Raw genomic sequence first — 18,180 nt, forward strand, 5'->3', positions numbered from 1 at the left:
GCGATCCGACGCTGTCGTGTCCAATCTTGACCCCTGCTGGTGCAACAGCTATTGTGCGAAAATCAAAACGATGTGCGATTAACGCACAATATGAGGAGATGTCAAGGTGGCTGAGTTCGTCTCCCTCGCCGAGGGGATCGAGTCGGTGGTGCGTGACGGCTGCTCCGTCGCGATGGAAGGCTTCACTCACCTCATCCCGCATGCTGCCGGTCATGAGGCGATCCGCCAGGGGCGCAAGCGGCTGACGCTGATCCGCATGACGCCGGACCTGATCTACGATCAGATGATCGGCATGGGCTGCGCCGAGAAGCTGGTCTTCTCCTGGGGCGGCAATCCTGGCGTCGGCTCGCTGCACCGCCTGCGCGATGCAGTTGAGAATGGCTGGCCGCACAAGCTTGAGCTTGAAGAGCACAGCCACGCGGCCATGGCCAATGCCTACGAGGCCGGCGCCGCCAACCTGCCCTTCGCGGTGTTTCGCGGCTACAAGGGCGTCGACCTGCCCAAGGTCAATCCCCGGATCAGGTCCGTCACTTGCCCCTATACCGGCGAGGTTCTGGCGACGGTTCCCGCCATCCGGCCTGATGCCGCCGTCATTCATGCGCTGAAGGCTGATCGCGAGGGCAATGTCCTGCTCGAAGGCATTGTCGGCGTGCAGAAGGAGGTCGTGCTGGCCGCCAAGCGTTCGCTGGTCACCGTCGAGGAGATCGTCGAGGACTTTGGCCCACGCAATGCCAATGCCGTCATCCTGCCGTCCTGGGCGGTGACCGCCATCGCCAGGGTGCCGGGCGGCGCCTATCCGTCCTACGCCCACGGTTATTACAAGCGCGCCAACGACTTCTACATTGCCTGGGACAAGATCGCCCGGGAGCGCGACCCATTCCTGGCCTGGATGAAGGCAAATGTCCTGGAGCAGGGCCCGGAGGTGTTTGCGCACCATGCCGGCCTTGCTCGGCAGGCCGCGTGAGGGTGAGCGCCATGAGCCAAATTCCCATGAGCCACACACCCATGAGCCACACGCCCACCGAGATGATGAGCATCGCGGCCGCCCGCCTGCTGACCAATGACGACGTCTGCTTCGTCGGCATCGGTGCGCCCTCGGCGGCCTGCAACCTGGCGCGCCTGACCCATGCGCCGAGGATCACGCTGATCTACGAATCCGGCACGCTCTCGACCCGTCCCTCCGTGTTGCCGCTTTCGATCGGCGACGGCGAACTCTGCGATACCGCGCTGACCACGGTCGGTGTGCCCGAGATGTTCCGTTACTGGCTGCAGGGCGGGCGGATCACCATTGGTTTCCTGGGCGGCGCGCAGATCGATCGCTATGCCAATCTGAACACCACGGTCGTCGGGGATTATGCCGCGCCGAAGGTGAGGCTTCCCGGTGGCGGCGGCGCGCCGGAGATCGCCAGCAATTGCGGCGAGATCTTCATCACCATGGCGATGGGCTCGCGCGCCTTCGTCGAGACGCTGCCCTTCATCACCTCCTTCGGCCACGGCAAGGGCAAGGGCGACCGGGAACGGCTCGGCCTCAAGACCAAGGGGCCGACCAAGGTGATCACCGATCTCTGCGTGATGGAACCCGATTCCGAGACGGCGGAACTGACCGTGACCGCGCTGCATCCCGGCGTGACACGTGATCAGGTCCAGGCCGGTTGCGGCTGGACCTTGCGCTTCGCTGGCAAACTCGTGGAGACTCCGGCGCCGACCGCGCAGGAGATCGAGATCCTGCGCGATCTGCATGCCCGGACCAAGCGAGCGCATGGAGTTGCGGCATGAGTCTGATCTATCCGCGCGATGGCCTGAAGGCCCATCCGCTCAACGCATCGCCGGCCTATGCGAGCACGCTGAAGCGCGCGCCCTCCCAGCCGCTGATCCTGCTGCCGCATACGCTGTCGGAGATTAGCGGTCCGGCGTTCGGTCATAGCGCCGTGCAAGCCGGCGATTCAGATCTGACCTTGCGGCATGAGGGCGAGCCGCTCGGCGAGCGGATCATCGTGACGGGCCGGGTGCTCGACGAGGATGGCAGGCCGGTGCCGCATACCCTGATCGAGATCTGGCAAGCCAACGCGGCCGGGCGCTACGTCCATCTGCGCGATCAGCATCCCGCCCCGCTCGATCCGAATTTCACGGGGGCCGGCCGGGCACTGACCGATGCGGAGGGGCGCTATCGCTTCGTCACGATCAAGCCCGGCGCCTATCCCTGGCGCAACCATCACAATGCCTGGCGCCCGGCCCATATCCATTTCTCGCTATTCGGGCCGAGCTTCCTCTCGCGCGTGATCACCCAGATGTATTTCCCGGGCGATCCGCTCTTCGCCTATGACCCGATCTTCCAGTCGATCCCGGATGCGAAGGCGCGCGAGCGCCTGATCTCGCGCTTCGATATCGACACGACCGAGCCGGAATGGGCGCTGGGCTACCAGTTCGACATCGTCCTGCGCGGTCGCAACGCGACGCCGCTCGAGGAGCCGCATGATGACTGAGCGCAGGGCCGCCTTGGGCCTCACCCCCTCGCAGACAGTCGGTCCCTTCTACGCCTATGCGCTGACGCCCCGCGCCTATGGCGGTTCGGAGCTGGTCAATGAGCGGGTCGCGACTGATGGCGTTCCGGGCGAGCGCATCACCATTCGTGGCCATGTCCTCGATGGTGATGGCGAGCCGGTTCCGGACGCCATGATCGAGATCTGGCAGGCGGATGCGGATGGACGTCATAATGCCGGTGGCAATGCCGGCTTCACGGGCTTCGGCCGGGCAGAAACGTCGCCGGAAGGCTTTTTCCACTTCGAGACGGTTCGGCCGGGCTCTGTGCAGGGCCCTGACGGCACGAAGCAGGCGCCGCATCTCGCCGTTTCGGTCTTCGCGCGCGGGCTCCTGCTCCGGCTGGTGACTCGCATCTATTTCTCGGACGACTCTGCCAATGCGGCCGATCCCGTGCTCGCGCTGGTCCCGCATGAGCGCCGTGAAACGCTAATCGCGCAACGCGGCCCGGACGGCGTCTTCCATTTCGACATCCGGCTGCAGGGCGAGGGCGAGACGGTCTTCTTCGACGTCTGAGCCTGTGCGACGCGCGCGGGCTTGACCCCGGCTTGCGGGCCAAGGAGATAGTCGGGTCAGTGCTTTGCTTCGCCCGCGCCTGACGCGGCAAGGCAGAGCTATCACTGACGCCGTGCCGGAGCCCGCCATGCCGAAACCCTTGATCGCGCTCGACTGGGGCACCACCCGCGCCCGCGCCTTCCTCATCGGCGAGGATGGCAGCGTGATGGATCGGCGGATTGCGGACCAGGGCATCCAATCAGTGCCGGCCGGCGGGTTCCCAGCGGCTTTCGAGGGGATCGCCGGTGATTTCCGCCGCAAGCGGCCGGATGCCGCGATCGTGCTCGCCGGGATGGTCGGCAGCCGTAATGGCTGGGTCGAGGCGCCTTACGTCGCGTGCCCGGCCTTGCCCGAGGCGCTGGCAGCTGCCGGCATCGCGGTGACGCTGGAGGACGGAACAGGCGCGACCGTGCTGCCCGGCCTTTCCTGGGACGATGGTGCCTTCGACGTGATGCGTGGCGAGGAAACGCTGATCGTCGGCCTTGGTCTCGATGACGGAATCGCCTGTCTTCCCGGCACCCATTCGAAATGGGCCGAAGTGCGGGCCGGACGGATCACGCGCTTTGCCAGCTTCATGACCGGCGAGATCTATGGCCTGCTGCGTCAGCATTCGATTCTGGCGCGCCTCGCCGAAGAGCCGTCGGGAGACGACGCAAGCACCGGTGCCGCGCGGGGCTCTGCTGCAGCGGCGCGGCCAGCCGGGTTGCTCAATGCAGCCTTTGCGGCGCGCACCGAGGTTTTGGCGGGGCGGATGAAGGGCGGCGCAGTCGGCCCCTATCTCTCGGCGCTGCTGGTCGGTCAGGAGATTGCCGGCGCACAGGCGCTGTTCGGACGGCCAGTCACCGTCGATCTGGTGGCCGATGGAGCGCTTGCCGCAAGCTATCGAGCGGCATTCGAGGCGGCGGGCCTGCCGTTCCGGATCACGACGCCGGAAGACGCCTTCATTGCGGGTGTGAAGCGCCTCGCTGCGAGGCTGCTGGCGTGATCACCGTCTTCGGGTCGCTGAATGTCGATCTTGTCACGCCGGTCGAGCGCCTGCCGGGCGCCGGCGAGACGGTGATGGGCCCGGGCTATGCGCTGCATCCCGGCGGCAAGGGGGGCAACCAGGCGCTTGCCGCCCGTAGGGCAGGCGCCGAGGTGGTGCTCGTCGGGGCTGTCGGGCGCGATGCCTTTGCCGAGATCGCCCTGTCGCTGCTGGCCGCCGACGGAATCGATCTCGCGCTGGTCGAGCGGGTCGAGGCGCCGACGGGCGCTGCCTTCATCGCGGTCGATCCGGCCGGTGCCAATCAGATTGTCGTGGCGGCCGGTGCGAATGCCCAAGCCAGGGCCGATGGCTTGCTTGACCTGCCACTTGGCCAGCGCAACATCCTGCTCTTGCAGCGAGAGGTTCCGGAGACGGAGTGCATCGCGGCGGCCCGGCTGGCGAAGCAGGCCGGCGGGCGCGTCATCCTGAATCTGGCGCCTGCCGGTTCGCCTGCTCCCGAACTGCTCGATTGCTTGGACATGCTGATCGTCAACGAGCACGAGGCGCTGGTGCTTGCCCGCGCATGGGACTGGGCTGAACGCGAGCCCGACGCCTTTGCGCAGCGCGTCGACGCCGAGCGTGGCATTGCCTGTGTCGTGACGCTCGGTGGCGAGGGCGTCGTCGGCTGGCATGGCGGCGTTCGCCGCCGCCTCGAAGCGCCGAAGGTCGAGGTCGTCGACACGGTTGCCGCCGGGGACAGCTTCGTCGGGGCCTTCGCGGCGGCGCTTGATGCCGGCTATGGTTTTTCCGGCGCGCTCCAGCGCGGGCTCGCGGCGGGCTCGCTCGCCTGCACGGTGCCGGGCGCACAGCCAAGCGTGCCGCGGCAGGCCGAGATCGAGGCCCTGGCTGGCGCCGAGTTCCTCTGAGATGTCCTCAATCCGGATGACGATACGTTAAGTCTGTTTGGATTCGTCACCCGCAAGCCCAGGCAAATCCGCCAATCCGTGTGTTCGCATTCATTCTTCCGCAGTGTCCTCGGGGCAGCATTCCGGGAACGTGGAGGAGGCTGGAAACAGATGGCGCAACGGCCCATCATCTGGGCGCTCGGGGTAGCCTTTGCCGTCGGTTACGGCGCGATGTCTTACGGCACGCGTCTGGCCGGGCATTTCGGGCATGATGACACGCCGGGCATGGCCGCCGTCGCGACCGGCCCGCAGCCTGGTTCGTCGCCAGCTCCCGCGGCCCGACCGAGCGAGCCTCCCACGGTCACCGTGGCCGCAGATTCTCGCGGCCATTACATGGTCCACCCGACTATCGATAACTACCGCGTCAGGATGCTGGTCGATACTGGCGCGAGTTTCATTGCGCTGACGGAGAGCGACGCTCTCGGGCTCGGCATCCGCCCCGCACCCTCCGACTACAAGATCACGCTGCGCACAGCCAACGGCGTCGTACGAGGCGCCCGGGTGAACCTGCGCGAGGTCAGGCTCGGCGCTATCATCGTGCGCAATGTCGAGGCCATGGTATTGCCCGCCGGGGCGCTGTCCGTCAGCCTGCTTGGAACCTCTTTTCTGAGCAAGCTCAAGGGCTACGAGGTCCAGACCGGCCGCATGATCCTGCGCGGCTAGGCGGTCTCCGGCGTTCCCTAATCCGCCGCGATCCGTTATGCCAAGGATCCGTCAAGACGGCGTCGCTGCCGTGTCACGGTCAGGCTGCATTCATGTGGCTTGATGCTTCGTTCGCCCTGCTTGTTCCCTTGCAATGGATGACTTGATGTTCCCGAAGCCGCTGCCTGAGCTGTTCCCGAATACCTTCGAGTATGAATCCCTGCCGATGGTGAAGCCGACGGGGTTCCGCGAATATGACGCGCGCTGGTTCTTCGGCAAGGAACTGAACCTGATGGGCGTGCAGGCCGTCGGCATGGGGCTGGGCACGCTGATCAAGCGCATGGGCATCAAGCCCGAGATCGTCACCGGCCATGATTTCCGCGGCTACTCGTCATCGATCAAGATGGCGCTGGTCACCGGCCTGATGGCGGCGGGCTGCAAGGTCCATGATATCGGCCTCGCCATGTCTCCGATGGCCTATTTCGCCCAGTTCGCGCTCGACGTCCCCTGCGTCGCGATGGTCACGGCTTCGCATAACGACAATGGCTGGACCGGCGTGAAGATGGGCGCGCAGCGCCCCGTCACCTTCGGTCCCGACGAGATGGGCCAGCTCCGCGATATTGTGCTGGCGGCCGATTTCGAGCTTTCGGGCGGCGGTTCCTATGTCTTCGTTCCGGATTTTCCGGCCGTCTACATCAAGGACCTAACCAACCGACCGAAGATCACGCGCAAGCTCAAGGTCATCGCGGCTTGCGGCAACGGCACGGCCGGCGCCTTCGCCCCGCAGGTTCTGGAGGCGATCGGTTGCGAGGTCATCCCGATGGATGCCGAGCTCGACCACTCCTTCCCGCGTTACAATCCCAACCCTGAAGACATGAAGATGCTGCATGCCATGGCGGATGCCGTGAAGCAGCACGGCGCCGACGTTGCGCTCGGCTTCGACGGCGACGGCGACCGCTGCGGCGTGGTCGACAATCACGGCGAGGAAATCTTCGCCGACAAGATCGGCGTGATGCTGGCGCGCGACCTCGGCAGGCTGCATCCCGGTGCCCAGTTCGTCGTCGACGTGAAATCGACCGGCCTCTTCAGCACCGACCCCGAACTGCAGAAGCTCGGCGTGAAGACGGACTACTGGAAGACCGGCCATTCCTACATCAAGCGTCGTGTCCGCGATCTCAACGCGCTGGCGGGTTTCGAGAAGTCGGGCCATTTCTTCTTCAACGCGCCGGTCGGGCGCGGCTATGACGATGGTGTCGTCACGGCGCTGGCGGTCATCGACATGCTCGACCGCAACCCGGATAAGTCGATGGCGGAACTCTATGCTGCCGTTCCCAAGACCTGGGGCACGCCGACCATGGCCGCCAAATGCGCCGACGAGATCAAGTACGAGGTCAGCGATCGCGTGACGAAGCGCATCGAGGCGATGCAGACCAAGGGCGAAACTATCGCCGGCCAGAAGATCCGCGACGTGATCACCGTCAACGGCGTCCGCGTCGTCAACGAGGATGGCACCTGGGGCCTGGTCCGCGCCTCCTCAAACAAGCCGGAGCTTGTCGTCGTCTGCGAAAGCCCGGTCTCGGAAGCACGCATGCGCGAGATGTTTGCAGCCATCGACGGCGTGCTGCGCGAGAACCCGGAAGTCGGCGCGTATAATCAGACGATCTGAGGCTGGCGAGCCCGGGCAAGGGCCGTCCCGGAGCGAGCGACCTCGTATCGGGACACCCCACTTGCCGCAGAGCTTTTCAGCGGCGAGTGCCCGCAACAGCTCAGGGGCAGGCGGTTGTCGTGGCGGCGCTGCCAGTCCCCTTGATTCGCACGACCTGCTCGATGTTGAGCGTGCCTGTTTTCGCGGCCATGCGTGGGCGCATGTAGATCCTGTTGCCACCCAAGGTGAGGGCGCTTTTGACCACCAGGTCGCCGAGCAAGGGTTCATAGACGTAGCTGGCTTCGGCCATGATCACAGAGGTCTTGGGAATGAGCAGTCCGTCCGGCAATGTGATGTTTGCCGGCGGAGCGGTCGTGTTTTTCTGTGCGCTCCAACACAGCTTTGCCACACCCTTGTCGTCCACGACGACACTGGCGATGGTCATCTTTAGCGTCGTTGGCGTGGAGATGGCGCCCATGATCATTTGCCCGACCGCAAAGGCCAGGTCGGCATCGTTATCGTCCAGTGCGGTCTTCCGTGAGGCGAGATCGACGAGGGACCGGTTCAGTTGGGTCACGCGGCGATCGGCCATGGCGGCCTGCCCGAGCTCGACAACGCCATAATACAGCACGAGCATCACGGGCAGGATGAGAGCGAACTCGACAGCGGCGACGCCCCTTCCATCCCTTTGGAGGCGACGCCTGAGGCGGCGAAGCGCGACCCTGTTGCGGCGGATCGAGACGAACGGCCTCATGGTGTCTCACCTGCCTTAGGGTTCGTTTCGGAACGTCGCGATAGCCATGATGGCGCGTTCACCACCATCGATATTGGCAAGCGAGTTTGACCAGCCGCTCAGGTAGAGCGAATAGCGTAACGCCGCCCATACGACGACGACCTGGTTTGTTCCAGGCTGATTGTAGCTGAAGCCGCTGGTGTCCAGCGTCCTCCCGCTGAGCGGATTGCGCTTGGCCATATCGGCCAGAGCCTCCGCGGGTGTTGCATAGCCCCGCACGTCGACACGCAGCTTCTCGCAATCGACGAGTGCCGGAGCCTGTGCACAGACCTCGAGCCTGAACGCTTCCGTGGACGTCTTGGCGGCGTGCGGCAAGGGGTTGGAGGGGGTGCTGTAGATTGCAACTGACTCTCCAGTCAGGAGCGTCCGCGACGCCTGCGTTACGGCATCTTGGAGCACCTGGTTTGTCCATAGCATCAGCGCCGTTTCGATGATCGTGAACACGACCAGAAGGAACGGCATCGCGACGAGGCCGAATTCGACGGCAGTTGCACCATTCTGGTTGCTGGAAAAGCCGTTGGATCCCAACGGTGGGTTCCTGAGGAGGCGTCGGGCGACGCGTCCGCGCGATCTGGAAAGAGATGTGACCATGACCAGTTAAGCCAACCATCCGGATACGGATGCCGCGAGGGGGCTCCGCTCTTCAGTGGGAATACCCTAGCGGGAAAGCATTGCCGACTTGTTAGGGCTTTGCTCAGCGAGGCCGCACCGGCGTTAGCGAAACTTTCACCTTGAGCGGCGCGACCGCTATTTATCGCTGCCGCTGGCGAGAGCATTGCGTCTGGTCGTCTGCCCGCCGACGTCCCCGAAATATTTGGTTGCGTCTCCGAGTTGCACGGTCGGTTGGCAGGTCGGCGTGCAGGAATAGCTTTCCCGTTCCATGCCGCGCTGGACCGTGAGAATCGAATCCGCGGCCGCGCTGACGCGCACGAGCGATTCAGCCAGCAGGCTGCCGCCGGCATCGAGCGCGATGAGATTGGTGACGCCGAAGCTCTTGCCCGTCACCACCATCACCCCGTTCCTCTGCACGGAAACATCGGCTATCGCCGGATTGCCGACGATCACGGTCTGGGCCTTTTCCGGCAACCTGACGAGCTTGGCGTGATCGACCGTAACGGCGACCGTCTCGGGCCTGGCTGGCTCTGGCGCGGATCGGGCCGCGGGCACGTTTCCCAACAGGATCGCGCCGGACGCGGCCATGGCCAGCGCTCCGCGGCGCAGGCGGAGGGCACAGCTGAGGACAGTCGACATGGTGGCGCCCTAGGTTTCCGACATCTGGAATTAAGCCGAAAATGATGAACCGAATCCTAACACTGCCTCACAGGCACGTTTATCGAGGCGGTGATTCCCAAAGGGTGAGATGCACTCTCGTCTCAGGTCATGCTTCTCTGCGAGGTAAACATCAGCCGAACTGCTGAATTCAATTATGTGGATACGTATAGTCGCCGTTAAATTCAACTATGAATTGATATTTAACATGGTGACGGCTTTTGAGTTCAATAAATCTGGCGTTAACCATCCAGGAAATGTATGCAAAGAACATCGAATGCTTTGTTTCGTTTAACTGATCCGCAAGAGCTTCTGGGTAGTGTCCGTCTTGTCGCTGACCGAAGCCGTTCAGAGCGAAGGCAGCAGTCAAACCGTGGTGCAATAGGAGTTCCGTCATGAAGAATCTGTTCGCTCGCTTTGCCAAGGACGAATCCGGCGCGACCGCCATCGAATACGGCCTGATCGCGGGCCTGATCGCCGTCGTCATCATCGGCGCCGCCACGATTCTCGGCACGCAGCTCGCCCTGCTGTTCGGCCGGATCAGCACCGCGCTGATGACCATCGCCTGAATCCCTTTCTGCCTTACGCAGCGAACGCCCCGGCTCGTCCGGGGCGTTTTGCGTCCCGGTTCCCGCTCGACCGCCCAGATACTGCTTTTACAGGGTTGGGTGCGATGCTGACGCATCGTTCGTGAAGCTGCATTGCCAGGAGACCATTCGATGTCGCTCCCGTTGCTGTTCCTCCTCGTCCTCTTTCCGGCGGCGATGGTCTATGCCGCTGCGAGCGACCTGCTGTCGATGACGATTTCGAACCGGCTTTGCCTCGGCCTCGCCGTGCTTTTCGTGCCCAGTGCTCTCGTCATCGGCCTGCCCTGGCTTCAGATTGCCTGGCATTTTGCCGCAGGGGGCCTTGTTCTTGCGATATGCTTCGGCCTGTTCGCCGCGGGCTGGATCGGCGGCGGGGATGCCAAACTGGCTGCCGCCACGGCGCTCTGGTTCGGCTTTGGGCAGTTGATGCCCTATCTGTTTGTGGCTGCCATGTTCGGCGCCGTGCTGACACTCATCGTGATCAAGCTGCGTACAGTACCCTTGCCGGCGCTGGGGGAGAACTGGCCATGGTTGCGCCGGCTTCATGAGACTAATCAGGGCGTGCCCTATGGAATCGCCCTTGCCTGCTCGGCGCTCTTCGTGTTGCCGGACACGGCGATCTGGCGTGCTGCCATCGGCCTCTAGGTTCTGAACCCATAAAGGTTGTAATGGTGGGTTTGGGTTGGTTCAACGTTTCCGAGAGGAGGCGTTGATGGCGCGATACGATCTGAGTGAGATGGAGTGGCGATTGATCGAGCCGCTTCTGCCGAACAAGCCGCGCGGCATCGCCCAGGTGGGCGACCGACGTGTCAGTATCGGCGTTTTCGTCCTTGGCTTCGGCTAGCGGCCCCCGTTTTCGACACAGGAATTGGGAATGCCAGCGGCGCGGGCGATCTCGTGCCAGTTCCGAGCATAGGCAAACCCGGCATGGGGTCTCGCCGATGATCAGCGGGCCAATGCGGCGCTTGGCCGGAATCTGCTGCGACTTCGGCTTTGAGTGCGGCGACGGCGGCCTCTCCCCGAACGCTTTGGAAATCCTTCGCTTTCGCGATCGACGGCGCCTGGAATGCCGTCGAGAAGCTCCGCTCGCTGCGGCTCCGGCATGGTCATGCTCGCGCAAGGGATCTCAAGTCGGCTGCGCCGGCCGATTTTGCCGGGGCTGGGCAACGACCGGGGACATCTCGCGCCCCCAAAAAAATTTAACCATCGCGATTGAGTTCGGCTTAAATCTTCAGCTGCATAGTGCCACCGCAACGTAAGGTGACACTATGACGGCGGCGGATACGACACTGGCGCGGCGATCCAATCAGCTTGTCCGGTCTATCATCATCGGACTTCTGCTGATCGACTTGGCCTGGCTACCCTTCTCGGCTATCCGCCTCAATGCCGTTTCACTCTTGGTGCCGCTTGTCGCGGCCCTCGTTCTGACATTCGTCGCCCATCTCTACCGCGAGCGGAGGGCGGAGCATAAGCTCGCCGATGGCTTGGATTGCTCTGCTCAGATCGTCGGCTTCTTCGCCGTCGGGGCATTATTCTCCTATCTGCTCGCCTCTCTCGGTTTTCCCCTGCAGGATTCGGTCCTGTATGAAGTCGACCGTACTCTTGGGCTCGACTGGATGGCCTATCTCAAGGCCGTTAATCAGCGTCCGCTGCTCGGCCTGCTGTTTCAATTGGCCTATGACAGTTTCATCCCACAAGTCTTGATCTTGATCGTGACACTGTCGTTCACCGGGCGGGGTAGCGCCGCGCGTGCGATGATCCTGGCAATGATCCTCGCCGGGTTTGTGACGATCCTGATCTCGGGCTTCTTTCCAGCGATGGCGATGTTCGTCCATCTGAACCTGAGTCCCGCCGACTTCCCCCATCTGTCGCCGTCCGCAGCCTTCGTGCATGTGCATGATATGCAGGCCTTGCGGTCGGGCGCTCCCTTCGATCTCGACCTGGCGAAGGCTCAGGGAATCATCACCTTTCCATCTTACCATGCGGCGCTCGGGCTCCTGATGCTGCTCGGCGGGCTCGCACACCCGGTGCTGCGCTGGCCAGTCGCCGCTGTGAACCTGACGATGATCGCGGCGACACCGATCGATGGCGGCCACTACTTTGTCGATGTCGGCGCAGGTCTGATCATCGCCGGGGCCTGCTACCTGTTGGCGCACCGCCTCCTGCAACCCGCATCCGGTGATGCGACCCGGTTCGTTCCGGTGGTCACGACTGCGGAAGTCGCAGAATCCTGAAGCGCGATTCGCGCGCGCCCCGATCCAGTACTCTATCTCATTCCGAGCTGAATTCGGGGAGGAAATGATGAAAGTTACGCCGGGTTAACCATAATTTGACGAATCCCCGGTCACGATCCCCTCCGAGAGCCAACGCAGCTTGGCTGAGGATCGGCGTACATGAGTCCTGCCCGCATCATCATCCTGGTCGTCGCGCTCATTGCGGGGCTTGGCGCAGCGTTGCTGATCCAACGCCCCAAGGCGCCACCGGCACCGGTGACACGCTATGAGCCGGCGCCGACCGTTCCGGTGCTGGTTGCGGCAGCCGATATCCCGGTTGGCAACACGCTGGCCGCTGGCGACATGCGCTGGATCGACTGGCCTGCAGACAGTGTTCCGGCCGGGGTCATCCGCAAGAGCGAGGCACCCGAGGCCGAAACGGAATTGGCCGGACAATTGGCGCGCTTCGCGGTGTCGGGCGGAGAACCGATCCGTCGCGAGAAGCTGATCAAGACCGACGGCACCGGTTTTCTCTCGGCGGTTCTGCCGGCCGGCAAGAGGGCAACCGCGATCGGCACCGACAGCCGTGGAGCCAATACGGCGGGTGGCTTCATCCTGCCGAACGACCGGGTCGACGTCATCCGGACCTATCAGGAAGCGGGGGGCGGCAACGCGAATAGCGGCGGCGAGAGCTTCATCAGTGAAACGATCCTGACCAATGTCCGGGTGCTGGCGATTGGTCAGAACATTCAGGAACGCAATGGCGAGAAGGTCGTCATCGGCGAGACGGCGACGCTCGAGCTCGAGCCGCGCCAGGTGGAGATCGTCGCTCAGGCGCAGCGCAACGGCACACTTTCGCTCGCATTGCGCAGCCTCAAGGACGCCGGCGATGCGGGGCGCCCCGACACCGAAGGCGGCCTGACCCTCGTCCGCTACGGCGTCACCAGCAAGAGCGTGAAGCCATGATCCCGAAACGCGTTCGCCTGTCCGTCGCGGGGTCGGTTCTGGCGCTGCTGCTCGGCATGCCGGCCATGGCTCAGTCGACGGAGCCCGCTCCGGTTCTGAATGTCGGTTCCAGCGAGCATGCCATAGCCCGCAAGCTCACGCTCTCGATCGGCCGTTCGTTGATCGTCGAATTGCCGCGTGACGCGAAGGAAGTCTTCGTCGCCAACCCCAAGGTCGCCAACGCGGTCGTCCGCTCGGCGCGCAAGCTCTTCATCATCGGCATCGCCGACGGTTCGACCTCGATGTTCGTGATCGATTCCGAAGGTCGTCAGATTTCGGCGCTCGAGATCGAAGTCGGGCGGGATCTCAACGTGCTGCGCCAGACGCTCCGTGCGGCCATGCCCAGAGCCCATATCGAGGTCAAGCCGGCGGGCAACTCCATCCTCCTGCTCGGCAATGTCGCCAATGCGTCGGAAGCAACCCAGGCGGTCGACATCGCGAACGCCTTCGTTGGAACGGCCTCCGGCATCTTCTCCTCGTCCAAGGGCGCCGTGATCAACTCGCTGACGATCCGCGATCGCGATCAGGTGATGGTCAAGGTTGTGATCTCCGAGGTTTCGCGCAAGGCGATCAAGCAGCTCGGCATCAACTCGTCCGGCGAGTGGAAGCTCGGCAATTTCTCGCTCACGCCGTCGATCGAGAATCCGCTTCCCCTGCAACCTCAATCCCTGGCCGCGACGGCGATCGGCGCGGGAATCGGAAACTCGACCAATTTCACCCTGCGTGCGCTTGAGCGGGCAGGCCTCGCTCGCGTTCTGGCGGAGCCGATGGTCACTGCGATCTCCGGGGAAAGCGCCAAATTCACGGCCGGTGGCGATGTCCCCGTGCCCAACGGCTATTCCTGCGACTCGTCGGGGATCTGCACGCTTGGCATCAGCTATAAGCCGGTCGGCGTTTCCCTGAACTTCACCCCGATTGTCCTGTCCGACAACAAGATCAGCATGCGGATTGCGACCGAAGTGACGGAGCTCGATTTCGAGAACCAGCTCCGGCTGAGCAATACGAGCAATATTCAGCGCGGCACCAATACCCGGGAATCCGTGAATGCCCCCGCCTTCCGCGTGCGCAAGTCCGACACCACTGTCGAACTGCCGTCGGGCGGGACTCTGGCGACGGCCGGGCTGATCCAGCGCGTCTCGAAGCAGTCGATCAACGGTTTCCCGGGGCTGATGAACCTGCCGGTGATCGGCGTGCTCTTCCGCTCGCGCGACTATCAGCGCGAGGAGACCGAATTGATGATCACGGTCACGCCCTACATCGCCAAGCCGATGGAGCCGAACCAGGTCCAGCGCCCGGATGACGGCTTCGTCGATGCCCATGATGCGCAGGCCGTCCTGCTCGGCCGGCTGAACAAGATATATGGCACCAATAGCGGGCCGTTGCCCCAGGCCTACAGGGGTCGGGTCGGCTTTATTGCCGACTAAGGGTGCTCTCATGAACGTGCAAGGGGTGGCTCGGGCCATGACAGATCAGGGACAGCAGAGGACAGGCCACTGGCCTCTTGCCGCCGTTCTGGCCGCCGGCGTCGCTCTTGGCGCCTGCGCGACGAAGACCGATGTGACTGGGTCGATCAGTGCCAGCGATCTGCGCGAGCGGCATCCGATCGTGCTGCGTGACGCTCCACGTTCGCTTGATGTCTTCATCGTGCGGGCCGGTGCAGGCCTCGACAGGCGCCAGGCCGAAGACGTCGCCAGTTTCGCGGCAGATTACCGGCGCGGCGGGCGCGGAGGAATCGTTGCCCAGGTGCCAACCGGCGGCGGCCGGGAGATGGCAACCCATGGCACGCTCGAATCGATACGCGGAGCCCTGGCGCGTGGCGGCGTGTCGCCCGCCTCGCTCTCGGTCAGGACCTATCCGATCGTAGACCCCAATCTCGCCTCGCCCATTCGCCTGACATTCGCCTCGCTGCAGGCGGGCCTGCCGCATTCCTGCGGACAATGGACCCAGGACGCGGGCGTCTCCGACTGGAAACTGGACATGGCGAACGAGCCGCTCTGGAATTTCGGCTGCTCCAGCCAGGCGACGCTGGCAGCGCAGGTCGCCGATCCCATCGATCTCGTCCGCAGCCGCACGGAGGGCCGCGCCGACATCGTCAAGCGCATGAACGCGATCGGCAAACTGCGTGAGGGCAAGGACCCCTCGACCCAGTACCGGCAGGAAACGCCTCAGATCAACCAGTCGGTCGGAGGCCGCTGATGGATCCGGCGCAGAATTTCGAAGCCCAGGTCGCGAGCGCTGCCAGCGACGAGGTCATCGCACCGCTGCCCCGCATCACGCTGCAGGCCTTTTGCGAAACGCCTGCCATTGCTGCTGCCATGCAGACCGCGACCACAGACCGGCGCATGGAGAAGACGCATTCGCGTGTCCAGATGGGAGGACCCGCGGCCGCAGTCGAGGCGTTCCGCACCGCACCCACGCCCAATGTCATTGTGCTGGAAACGGTGTCCGATGGTGGAACGCTCGTCAGCCATCTCGATGCCCTGGCCCAGAGCTGTGATGCCGGCACGAAGGTCGTCGTCATCGGTCATGTCAACGACGTCCAGCTCTACCGTGACCTGATCCGCCGCGGTGTCAGCGATTATCTGATCGCTCCGCTCGAGCCGCTCGATATCCTGCGCACCCTGTCCGAGCTCTACGTCGCGCCTGGGGCTCGCAATCTCGGGCGCATTGTCGCCGTGATGGGCGCCAAGGGCGGGGTCGGCGCCTCGACCGTGGCGCATAACGTCGCCTGGGCGATGGCGCGCAATCTCGATGCATCGACCGTGATCGTCGATCTCGATATCGCCTTCGGCACGGCGGGGCTCGATTTCAACCAGGATCCGCCGCAGGGCATCGCGGAGGCGGTGTTCGCGCCCGAGCGGCTTGATGCCAATATGCTTGATCGCCTGCTCTCGCGCTGCAGCGACAATCTCGCCTTGCTGGCGGCGCCGGCAATGCTGGACCGGACACTCGACCTGCAGGAGGACGCGTTCGAGCAGCTCTTCGATCTGTTGCGCGCCAGCGTGCCCTGCGTGGTTCTCGATGTGCCGCATCTCTGGAGCGGCTGGGTCAGGCGCTGCCTGATCGGTGCGGACGAGGTCATGATCGTCGCCGGGCCCGAGCTCGCCTCGCTGCGGAACGCCAAGAACCTGATCGATCTGGCACGAGCCAGCCGCCCGAATGATTCGCCACCGCGTCTGGTGCTCAATCAGGTCGGCCTGCCCAAGCGGCCCGAGATCGACGCCGGGGAATTCGCCAAGGCTCTGGGTGTCGAGGTGCTCGTCGCGATTCCCTTCGACGCCCAAGTCTTCGGTACGGCTGCAAATAACGGGCAGATGGTTGCGGAAGTCCAGTCCGGCGGCAAGATCAACGAGGCCTTCGTTCAGATCGCAAGCACCCTGACGGGGCGCGGTGAGGCCAGGCGCGGAAAGCGAAGCCTGCTGGAGCCGTTGGTCGCCAAGCTCAAGCGGCGCAGGGCCTGAGCCGTGAAGTTTTGTTCGCCACTGCCTGCTCGCTCCGACTGTCCGGCCGGCCGTTTCTCGGCGTGAAAGGGGGGGAGATGTTCGGAAAACGATCCTCGAACGCTGTGTCGACGCAACCGCTGAGTCCGAAGGCTCCCGGCCCGACCTCGGCCGCGCGTCTGCGCGAATCGTCCGCGCCCCTACCCGATATGCGTCGTCAGGTGCCGGCGGCGCCCATGGCTTCGGTCGAAACACCGAAGTCCGACGACTATTACCAGATGAAGAGCATGATCTTCGGGGCGCTGATCGAGGCGATCGACCTCTCTCAGCTCGCGAAGCTCGACGGTGAATCGGCACGGGAGGAAATCCGCGACATCATCAACGAGATCATCTCGCTGAAGAACGTCGTGCTCTCCATCGCCGAGCAGGAGGAACTGCTCGACGACATCTGCAACGACGTGCTCGGCTACGGACCCCTGGAGCCGCTGCTGGCGCGGGATGATATCGCCGACATCATGGTCAACGGGGCCTCACGCACCTTCATCGAGACCGGCGGCAAGATCCAGCTGACCAATATCCGCTTTCGCGACAACGCGCAGCTGATGAACATCTGCCAGCGCATCGTCAGCCAGGTTGGCCGGCGCGTCGACGATTCCTCGCCGATCTGCGACGCTCGGCTTGCCGACGGTTCCCGCGTCAACGTCATCGCGCCGCCGCTGGCGATCGACGGGCCGGCGCTCACCATCCGCAAGTTCAAGAAGGACAAGCTGACGCTGGATCAGCTCGTCCGCTTTGGCGCGATCTCGCCGCCCGGCGCGGAAATCCTCAAGATCATCGGCAAGGTGCGCTGCAACATCGTGATCTCCGGCGGTACAGGTTCCGGCAAGACGACTCTGCTGAACTGCCTGACCAACTATATCGAGCATGACGAGCGGGTCATCACCTGCGAGGACGCGGCCGAATTGCAGCTCCAGCAACCCCATGTCGTGCGCCTCGAAACGCGCCCGCCCAATCTCGAGGGCACCGGTGCGATCACCATGCGCGACCTCGTCAAGAACTGCCTGCGCATGCGGCCCGAGCGGATCATCGTCGGTGAGGTGCGTGGCCCGGAAGCCTTCGACCTGTTGCAGGCGATGAACACCGGCCATGACGGATCGATGGGGACGCTGCACGCCAACACGCCGCGCGAATGCCTCAGCCGTATCGAATCCATGATCACCATGGGCGGGTTCAGCCTGCCTTCGAAGACATTGCGGGAGATGATCTGCTCCTCGGTCGATGTCGTCATCCAGGCCCAGCGCATGCGCGACGGCTCGCGCCGGATCACGCATATCACCGAGGTGATGGGCATGGAGGGCGATGTCATCATCACCCAGGATCTGATGAACTATGAGGTCCTCGGCGAGGATGCCGCAGGCAAGCTGATCGGCCGCCACCGCTCGACCGGCATTGGTCGACCGCGCTTCTGGGAGCGTGCCCGCTATTTCGGCGAAGAGCAGCGGCTTGCCACGGCGATCGATCAACTCGCGGTCCAGGATGAAGCGAATGCCGCGTGATCGCAGCT

Annotated in this window: 20 protein-coding genes and 1 pseudogene; 17 read left to right on the forward strand and 4 right to left on the reverse strand. The window is 63.9% G+C overall.

The window, feature by feature from the left end:
- The first annotated feature begins 106 nt into the window (after positions 1-106).
- The 8 genes from FG93_RS13245 to FG93_RS13280 all read left to right on the forward strand — a co-directional run bounded on the left by FG93_RS13245 (position 107) and on the right by FG93_RS13280 (position 7,330).
- On the forward strand, positions 107-964 hold the full coding sequence (locus FG93_RS13245; RefSeq protein ID WP_043234989.1) for a CoA transferase subunit A: 858 nt from the start codon (positions 107-109) through the stop codon (positions 962-964).
- A 41-nt stretch (positions 965-1,005) separates the two neighbouring features.
- Positions 1,006-1,776, forward strand: a complete 771-nt coding sequence (locus tag FG93_RS13250; protein ID WP_043234990.1) for a CoA-transferase subunit beta — start codon at positions 1,006-1,008, stop codon at positions 1,774-1,776.
- Entirely contained in the window at positions 1,773-2,483 is a 711-nt protein-coding gene (gene pcaH, locus FG93_RS13255) for a protocatechuate 3,4-dioxygenase subunit beta (RefSeq protein ID WP_043234991.1), read from the forward strand. Before FG93_RS13250 ends, pcaH begins: the two co-directional genes overlap by 4 nt.
- Positions 2,476-3,054: a protocatechuate 3,4-dioxygenase subunit alpha gene (pcaG, locus tag FG93_RS13260; protein ID WP_043234993.1), complete on the forward strand. Its 579-nt coding sequence runs from the start codon at positions 2,476-2,478 to the stop codon at positions 3,052-3,054. The genes pcaH and pcaG overlap by 8 nt, the downstream gene beginning before the upstream one ends.
- A 127-nt stretch (positions 3,055-3,181) precedes the next feature.
- On the forward strand, positions 3,182-4,078 hold the full coding sequence (locus tag FG93_RS13265; protein ID WP_052513710.1) for a 2-dehydro-3-deoxygalactonokinase: 897 nt from the start codon (positions 3,182-3,184) through the stop codon (positions 4,076-4,078).
- Positions 4,075-4,983 (forward strand): ribokinase, encoded by a 909-nt coding sequence (locus tag FG93_RS13270; protein ID WP_043234995.1) that lies wholly within the window; start codon positions 4,075-4,077, stop codon positions 4,981-4,983. The genes FG93_RS13265 and FG93_RS13270 overlap by 4 nt, the downstream gene beginning before the upstream one ends.
- 150 nt (positions 4,984-5,133) lie before the next feature.
- A complete protein-coding gene (locus FG93_RS13275) occupies positions 5,134-5,685 on the forward strand; it encodes a TIGR02281 family clan AA aspartic protease (protein WP_043234996.1) in 552 nt (183 codons plus the stop codon).
- 145 nt (positions 5,686-5,830) lie between these two features.
- A complete protein-coding gene (locus FG93_RS13280) occupies positions 5,831-7,330 on the forward strand; it encodes a phosphomannomutase/phosphoglucomutase (RefSeq protein WP_043235142.1) in 1,500 nt (499 codons plus the stop codon).
- Between the two features lie 100 nt (positions 7,331-7,430).
- Here the strand turns inward: FG93_RS13280 and FG93_RS13285 are convergent, their stop codons facing one another.
- From FG93_RS13285 to FG93_RS32385, 4 genes are all read right to left on the reverse strand, one after another.
- The gene (locus FG93_RS13285) at positions 7,431-8,063 is read right to left on the reverse strand and encodes a TadE/TadG family type IV pilus assembly protein (protein WP_052513711.1); all 633 of its coding nucleotides are present in this window, start codon (positions 8,061-8,063) and stop codon (positions 7,431-7,433) included.
- A 15-nt stretch (positions 8,064-8,078) separates the two neighbouring features.
- Complete coding sequence (locus FG93_RS31210) at positions 8,079-8,630, reverse strand: TadE/TadG family type IV pilus assembly protein (protein WP_052513712.1); 552 nt, start codon at positions 8,628-8,630, stop codon at positions 8,079-8,081.
- Positions 8,631-8,849: 219 nt separating this feature from the next.
- Positions 8,850-9,302, reverse strand: a complete 453-nt coding sequence (locus tag FG93_RS13295) for a pilus assembly protein N-terminal domain-containing protein (protein WP_043235146.1) — start codon at positions 9,300-9,302, stop codon at positions 8,850-8,852.
- A gap of 220 nt (positions 9,303-9,522) precedes the next feature.
- Positions 9,523-9,768, reverse strand: coding sequence for a hypothetical protein (locus FG93_RS32385; RefSeq protein WP_152579424.1), 246 nt, complete (start codon positions 9,766-9,768; stop codon positions 9,523-9,525).
- On the opposite strand from FG93_RS32385, the gene FG93_RS13300 reads away from it, so the two are divergent.
- The 9 genes and pseudogenes from FG93_RS13300 to FG93_RS13335 all read left to right on the forward strand — a co-directional run bounded on the left by FG93_RS13300 (position 9,767) and on the right by FG93_RS13335 (position 18,172).
- Positions 9,767-9,940, forward strand: a complete 174-nt coding sequence (locus tag FG93_RS13300) for a Flp family type IVb pilin (RefSeq protein WP_043234997.1) — start codon at positions 9,767-9,769, stop codon at positions 9,938-9,940. The two genes, FG93_RS32385 and FG93_RS13300, sit on opposite strands and share 2 nt — an antisense overlap.
- 150 nt (positions 9,941-10,090) lie before the next feature.
- Positions 10,091-10,603, forward strand: a complete 513-nt coding sequence (locus FG93_RS13305; RefSeq protein WP_043234999.1) for a prepilin peptidase — start codon at positions 10,091-10,093, stop codon at positions 10,601-10,603.
- 67 nt (positions 10,604-10,670) lie between these two features.
- Positions 10,671-10,781 (forward strand): annotated as a pseudogene (locus tag FG93_RS32875) (IS5/IS1182 family transposase); the annotation flags it as partial.
- Between the two features lie 445 nt (positions 10,782-11,226).
- Entirely contained in the window at positions 11,227-12,192 is a 966-nt protein-coding gene (locus tag FG93_RS33845) for a phosphatase PAP2 family protein (RefSeq protein ID WP_052513714.1), read from the forward strand.
- A 159-nt stretch (positions 12,193-12,351) separates the two neighbouring features.
- Positions 12,352-13,137 (forward strand): Flp pilus assembly protein CpaB, encoded by a 786-nt coding sequence (gene cpaB, locus FG93_RS13315; protein ID WP_043235000.1) that lies wholly within the window; start codon positions 12,352-12,354, stop codon positions 13,135-13,137.
- Positions 13,134-14,600 (forward strand): type II and III secretion system protein family protein, encoded by a 1,467-nt coding sequence (locus tag FG93_RS13320; protein WP_043235001.1) that lies wholly within the window; start codon positions 13,134-13,136, stop codon positions 14,598-14,600. The genes cpaB and FG93_RS13320 overlap by 4 nt, the downstream gene beginning before the upstream one ends.
- A gap of 37 nt (positions 14,601-14,637) precedes the next feature.
- A complete protein-coding gene (locus FG93_RS13325; protein ID WP_052513715.1) occupies positions 14,638-15,372 on the forward strand; it encodes a CpaD family pilus assembly protein in 735 nt (244 codons plus the stop codon).
- Positions 15,372-16,637, forward strand: a complete 1,266-nt coding sequence (locus tag FG93_RS13330) for a P-loop NTPase (protein WP_052513716.1) — start codon at positions 15,372-15,374, stop codon at positions 16,635-16,637. Before FG93_RS13325 ends, FG93_RS13330 begins: the two co-directional genes overlap by 1 nt.
- 77 nt (positions 16,638-16,714) lie before the next feature.
- Positions 16,715-18,172: a CpaF family protein gene (locus FG93_RS13335; protein ID WP_043235003.1), complete on the forward strand. Its 1,458-nt coding sequence runs from the start codon at positions 16,715-16,717 to the stop codon at positions 18,170-18,172.
- The last annotated feature ends 8 nt before the right edge of the window (positions 18,173-18,180 follow it).

Source organism: Allobosea sp. LC85, from assembly GCF_000735605.1.
In the GTDB taxonomy this organism is placed as follows: domain Bacteria; phylum Pseudomonadota; class Alphaproteobacteria; order Rhizobiales; family Beijerinckiaceae; genus Allobosea.

Bases quoted from the DNA above. Each gene is read 5' to 3' on its own strand.
- FG93_RS13325 (WP_052513715.1), top strand. From the start codon at position 14,638: ATGACAGATCAGGGACAGCAGAGGACAGGCCACTGGCCTCTTGCCGCC.
- FG93_RS32385 (WP_152579424.1), bottom strand. From the start codon at position 9,768: ATGACGGAACTCCTATTGCACCACGGTTTGACTGCTGCCTTCGCTCTG.
- FG93_RS13285 (WP_052513711.1), bottom strand. From the start codon at position 8,063: ATGAGGCCGTTCGTCTCGATCCGCCGCAACAGGGTCGCGCTTCGCCGC.
- FG93_RS13250 (WP_043234990.1), top strand. From the start codon at position 1,006: ATGAGCCACACGCCCACCGAGATGATGAGCATCGCGGCCGCCCGCCTG.
- FG93_RS13265 (WP_052513710.1), top strand. From the start codon at position 3,182: ATGCCGAAACCCTTGATCGCGCTCGACTGGGGCACCACCCGCGCCCGC.
- pcaH (WP_043234991.1), top strand. From the start codon at position 1,773: ATGAGTCTGATCTATCCGCGCGATGGCCTGAAGGCCCATCCGCTCAAC.
- FG93_RS13300 (WP_043234997.1), top strand. From the start codon at position 9,767: ATGAAGAATCTGTTCGCTCGCTTTGCCAAGGACGAATCCGGCGCGACC.
- pcaG (WP_043234993.1), top strand. From the start codon at position 2,476: ATGACTGAGCGCAGGGCCGCCTTGGGCCTCACCCCCTCGCAGACAGTC.
- cpaB (WP_043235000.1), top strand. From the start codon at position 12,352: ATGAGTCCTGCCCGCATCATCATCCTGGTCGTCGCGCTCATTGCGGGG.
- FG93_RS13275 (WP_043234996.1), top strand. From the start codon at position 5,134: ATGGCGCAACGGCCCATCATCTGGGCGCTCGGGGTAGCCTTTGCCGTC.
- FG93_RS13295 (WP_043235146.1), bottom strand. From the start codon at position 9,302: ATGGCCGCGTCCGGCGCGATCCTGTTGGGAAACGTGCCCGCGGCCCGA.
- FG93_RS13330 (WP_052513716.1), top strand. From the start codon at position 15,372: ATGGATCCGGCGCAGAATTTCGAAGCCCAGGTCGCGAGCGCTGCCAGC.
- FG93_RS13305 (WP_043234999.1), top strand. From the start codon at position 10,091: ATGTCGCTCCCGTTGCTGTTCCTCCTCGTCCTCTTTCCGGCGGCGATG.
- FG93_RS13320 (WP_043235001.1), top strand. From the start codon at position 13,134: ATGATCCCGAAACGCGTTCGCCTGTCCGTCGCGGGGTCGGTTCTGGCG.
- FG93_RS13280 (WP_043235142.1), top strand. From the start codon at position 5,831: ATGTTCCCGAAGCCGCTGCCTGAGCTGTTCCCGAATACCTTCGAGTAT.
- FG93_RS13335 (WP_043235003.1), top strand. From the start codon at position 16,715: ATGTTCGGAAAACGATCCTCGAACGCTGTGTCGACGCAACCGCTGAGT.
- FG93_RS33845 (WP_052513714.1), top strand. From the start codon at position 11,227: ATGACGGCGGCGGATACGACACTGGCGCGGCGATCCAATCAGCTTGTC.